The organism is Rhizobacter sp. P3_C12, from assembly GCF_056402735.1.
In genome coordinates, this window is the sequence record NZ_JBFUGW010000362.1 from 1 (window position 1) to 5,095 (window position 5,095).

Here is a 5,095-nt window from a genome sequence, read left to right on the forward strand (position 1 = left end):
CTTGTACTCGAGGCGCACGCGGCCCATGCCGTCCGGCTCCATGTTGACGAGCTCGCCCTTGCGCTCGCCCATCGCCTGCATCACGGCACCCTGGTGCTGGTCTTCGACGTCGGCCGTCACCATCTCGATCGGCTCATGGCGCTCGCCGTCGATCTCCTTGAAGACCACGCGCGGCTTGCTGACGGCCAGCTCGTAGCCCTCGCGGCGCATGGTTTCCAGCAGGATGGTCAGGTGCAGTTCGCCGCGGCCCGACACCTCGAAGATGCCGTCTTCGTCGGTTTCCTTGACCTTCAGCGCCACGTTGCTCTGCAGCTCGCGCTGCAGGCGGTCCCAGATCTGGCGGCTGGTCACGAACTTGCCTTCGCGACCGGCCAGCGGYGAGTTGTTGACGCAGAAGTTCATCGTCAGCGTCGGCTCGTCGACCTTCAGCATCGGCAGCGGCTTCGGGTCTTCGATGCTGGTCAGCGTGACGCCGATGCCGATGTCCTCGATGCCGTTGATCAGCACGATGTCGCCGGGGCCGGCTTCCGTGGCTTGCTGGCGCTCCAGGCCTTCGAACTTCAGCACCTGGTTGACGCGGGCGTTGAACGGCGTGCTGTCCGGGCCGCTGAACACGGCCACGTTCTGCATCGGCTTCAGCGTGCCCTGGTTGACCCGGCCGATGCCGATGCGGCCGACGTAGGTAGAGTAGTCGAGCGAGCAGATCTGCAGCTGCAGCGGGCCGGCCGGGTCGCCTTCGTGCGCCGGCACGTGTTGCAGCACGGCGTCGAACAGCGGCGCCAGGTCGGTGCCGATCTCGCCGGCGGTGAGCGTGGCCCAGCCGTTCAGGCCCGAGGCGTAGATCACCGGGAAGTCGAGCTGCTCTTCGGTCGCGCCGAGCTTGTCGAACAGCTCGAAGGTCGCGTTGATCACGTAGTCGATGCGCGAACCGGGGCGGTCGACCTTGTTCACGACGACGATCGGCTTCAGGCCGAGCGCCAGCGCCTTCTTGGTCACGAAGCGGGTCTGCGGCATCGGGCCTTCGACCGCATCGACCAGCAGCAGCACGCTGTCGACCATCGACAGCACGCGCTCCACCTCGCCGCCGAAGTCCGCGTGCCCCGGGGTGTCGACGATGTTGACGTGCGTGCCCTTCCATTCCACCGCGCAGTTCTTCGCGAGGATGGTGATGCCGCGTTCCTTTTCGAGGTCGTTGCTGTCCATCACCCGTTCGGTGACCTTCTCGTTCTGGCGGAAGGTGCCGCTCTGGCGAAGCAGCTGGTCCACCAGCGTGGTCTTGCCATGGTCCACGTGGGCGATGATGGCGATGTTGCGGATCTGTCGGGTCATGACGTGCTCTCTGCGTTCAAGGTGTCTTCAGGAGGCCTTGCACCTCCACCGGGCTCAAGAGCCTCGTCGAAATCAGTTCTCCGGCGTCGACCCGGCCGCTGCCGAGGAACGCACGGGGGTCGGGGCCGTACACGCGGACCTGCTCCGCATCTGCCAGCGGCAGGCGGCGGCGCAGGCCGCTCAGGAAACGTCCGGCATCTTCGTCGCCGAGGCGCACCACCGGCCAGTCGGCCAGCAGCGCATCGGCGTCGAGCAAGGCGGCTTCGCGCTGCGCTTCGTCCATGCCGGCCAGCTGCTCCAGCGTGAGCGCCTGGCCGAGCGTCAGCCCGCCGGTCTCGGTGCGGCGCAGCGCGGCCAGGTGGGCACCGCAGCCGAGCGCCTCGCCGATGTCTTCGGCCAGCGTGCGGATGTAGGTGCCCTTCGAGCAGCGCACGTCCAGGGTCCAGCGGTCGTCGGCCCCGGCAGTGTCATCTTCCACGATGGCAATGCGATGAATCGTCACCGCGCGCGCTTCGCGTTCTACCTCGATGCCGGCACGCGCGTATTCGTACAAGGCCTTGCCGTCGCGCTTCAGCGCCGAGTGCATCGGCGGCACCTGGCGGATCGGGCCGGTGAAGCGCTCGATCACCGCCTGCAGCTGCGCGCGCGTCACGTTCACCTCGCGCTGCTGCAGCACCTCGCCCTCGGCATCGGCCGTGGTGGTCGTGGTGCCCAGCTGCAGCGTGGCGCGGTAGGTCTTGTCGGCGTCCAGGCTGACCTGCGAGAACTTGGTGGCCGCGCCGAAGCACAGCGGCAGCAGCCCGGTCGCCAGCGGATCCAGCGTGCCGGTGTGGCCGGCCTTCTCGGCACGGTACAGGCGCTTGGCTTTCTGCAAGGCGTCGTTGCTCGACAGGCCGAGCGGCTTGTCGAGCAACAGCACGCCATGGACGGCGCGCCGCGGGATGCGCGGGCGATTGGCTTGCACCGGTCAGTCTTCCTTGGCCTGCGTCGAATTGGCCTGCTGGATCAGCGCGCTCAATTCGGCCGCCCGCTCGGTGGTGCGGTCGAAGTGGAAATGCAGCGTCGGCACGGTGTGGATCTGCAGGCGCTTGAAGAGGCCGTTGCGCAGGAAGCCGGCGGCCTCGTTCAAGGCCTCCTCGCATTCCTTCACATCGCCCACCAGCAGCGAGAAGAACACCTTCGCGTGCGCATAGTCGGGCGTGACCTCCACCGCCTGCAGCGTCACCATGCCGATGCGCGGATCCTTCAGGTCGCGGATCAGCTCGGCCAGGTCGCGCTGGATCTGGTCGGCGATGCGGAAACCGCGGTTCGGGATGGCTCGTTTGTGTCGCATGTTCAAGGCTCCTGCTGGCTCGGACGGGGCTCCTTCAAACACAAACCCCGCCGTCTTTCGGAGGGCGGGGTTTGGGGGAGAGACCCACTCCGCTTTACAGCGTTCGTGCCACTTCCTTCACCTCGAAGAACTCCAGCTGGTCGCCCTCGGCGATGTCGTTGTAGTTCTTCAGCTTGATACCGCACTCGAAGCCTTCCTTGACTTCGCGCACGTCGTCCTTCAGGCGGCGCACCGACTCGACTTCGCCGGTGTAGACCACCACGTTCTCGCGCAGCAGGCGGAAGCGCGCGTTGCGGCGCACCACGCCCGAGGTGACCATCGAACCGGCCACCGTGCCGATCTTGGAAGCGACGAACACCGTGCGGATCTCGGCGGTACCGATCACCTCTTCGCGCTGCTCCGGCGCCAGCATGCCGGTCATCGCCTTCTTCACGTCGTCGACCGCGTCGTAGATGATGTTGTAGTAGCGCAGGTCGACACCGTTGCCTTCGGCCAGCTTGCGCGCACCGGCATCGGCACGCACGTTGAAGCCGATGATGACGGCCTTCGACGCGATCGCGAGGTTGATGTCGCTCTCGCTGATGCCGCCCACCGCCGCGTGCACGATCTGCACCTTGACCTCGGCCGTGCTCAGCTTGAGCAGCGACTGGGCCAGCGCTTCCTGCGAACCCTGCACGTCGGCCTTGATGATCAGCGCCAGCGTCTGCGCTTCGCCCTGGCCCATGTTCTCGAACATGTTCTCGAGCTTGGCGGCCTGCTGCTTGGCCAGCTTGACGTCGCGGTACTTGCCCGAACGGAAGGTCGCGATCTCGCGCGCCCGGCGTTCGTCGGCCAGCACCATGAACTCGTCGCCGGCCTGCGGCACTTCGGTCAGGCCCTGGATCTCGACCGGCAGCGACGGCCCGGCTTCGGTCGTCGGCTTGCCGTTCTCGTCCAGCATGGCGCGCACGCGGCCGTAGCTCGAACCGGCCAGCACCACGTCGCCGCGCTTCAGCGTGCCCGACTGCACCAGCACCGTCGCGACCGGGCCGCGGCCCTTGTCGAGCTGGGCTTCGATCACCAGGCCCTTGGCCGGAGCGTCCTTCGGTGCCTTCAGTTCCAGCACCTCGGCCTGCAGCAGCACCTGCTCGAGCAACTGGTCGATGCCCATGCCGGTCTTGGCCGACACCGGCACGAACGGCGAATCGCCACCGAAGTCTTCTGGCACGACCTGCTCGGCCACCAGCTCGGACTTCAGGCGCTCGACGTTGGCCTCGGGCTTGTCCATCTTGTTCATCGCGACCACGATCGGCACCCCGGCCGCCTTGGCGTGCGCGATGGCTTCCTTGGTCTGCGGCATCACGCCGTCGTCGGCCGCCACCACCAGGATGACGATGTCGGTCGCCTTGGCACCGCGGGCACGCATCGCCGTGAAGGCCGCGTGACCCGGGGTGTCGAGGAAGGTGATCATGCCGCGCGGCGTGTCGACGTGATACGCGCCGATGTGCTGCGTGATGCCACCCGCTTCGCCCGCGGCAACGCGGGCCCGGCGGATGTAGTCGAGCAGCGAGGTCTTGCCATGGTCGACGTGACCCATGACGGTGACCACCGGTGCGCGCGGCAGTTCTTCGTGCACCGCCTCGGCCTGGGTGTCCTCGAGGAAGGCTTCCGGGTCGTCCAGCTTGGCGGCGAACGCCTTGTGGCCCATTTCCTCGACGAGGATCATGGCCGTTTCCTGGTCCAGCTGCTGGTTGATGGTGACCATCTGGCCCAGCTTCATCAGCTGCTTGATGACCTCGGACGCCTTCACCGACATCTTGTGCGCGAGGTCGGCGACGCTGATGGTCTCCGGCACGTGCACTTCCTGGATCTGCTGCTCGGGCGGCGCGACGAAGCCGCTGCCCTGCCCGTCGTTGCGATCGCCACGGCGGCCGCCACGCGGCGCACGCCAGCCCGGACGGGCCGCGGAATCGTTGCGGGTCTTCAGCGCGCGCTTCTTCGCGGCKTCATCGGCCCAGCTCGACGACAGCTTCTCGGACTTGACCGACTTCTTGTCGCCCGGCTTGTCGCCCGGCTTTGCGGCGGCCGTGGTGGTCGCAGCGCCCGGCGCGGCGGCCGGCTTGTGGATCGTGCCCTTGATGCCTTCCTTGCCGGCTTCCGGCTTCGGCGGCTCTTCCGGCTTCTTGGCCGTCAGCACCTTCTTCGGCGCGTTCATCATCGCGCGGATCGCGGCGGCTTCGTCCTCGGCGGCCTTGCGGCGCTTGGCCAGGTCGGCAGCGCGCTGCTTCTCTTCGTCGACGACGTCGGCGGCCTTGATCACGCGCAGGGCGGGCTTCGGCGGTTCGGCCGGCGCCACCGGGGCGGCAGCCACGACGGGTGCCGCCGTGGGTGCCGGGGCAGCCTTGGCAGCGCTCGCCGCGGCCTTCGCGGCCGGGGCAGGCGTCGGGGCGGCGG

At 67.7% G+C, this 5,095-nt stretch carries 4 protein-coding genes; all 4 read right to left on the reverse strand.

Features of this window, described 5'->3' with window-relative positions:
- Positions 1 to 1,329, reverse strand: a 1,329-nt coding sequence (locus tag AC1DXV_RS31005; protein WP_477937309.1) for a GTP-binding protein, incomplete at its 3' end; no start/stop codon positions are given.
- Positions 1,330 to 1,345: 16 nt separating this feature from the next.
- Complete coding sequence (truB, locus tag AC1DXV_RS31010) at positions 1,346 to 2,293, reverse strand: tRNA pseudouridine(55) synthase TruB (protein WP_477937311.1); 948 nt, start codon at positions 2,291 to 2,293, stop codon at positions 1,346 to 1,348.
- Positions 2,294 to 2,296: 3 nt separating this feature from the next.
- Positions 2,297 to 2,662 carry a 30S ribosome-binding factor RbfA gene (rbfA, locus tag AC1DXV_RS31015; RefSeq protein ID WP_047512900.1) on the reverse strand — a complete coding sequence of 122 codons (366 nt, stop codon included), beginning with the start codon at positions 2,660 to 2,662 and terminating at the stop codon, positions 2,297 to 2,299.
- A 94-nt stretch (positions 2,663 to 2,756) separates the two neighbouring features.
- The coding region (infB, locus tag AC1DXV_RS31020) for a translation initiation factor IF-2 (protein ID WP_477937313.1) at positions 2,757 to 5,095 on the reverse strand (2,339 nt) is incomplete at its 5' end.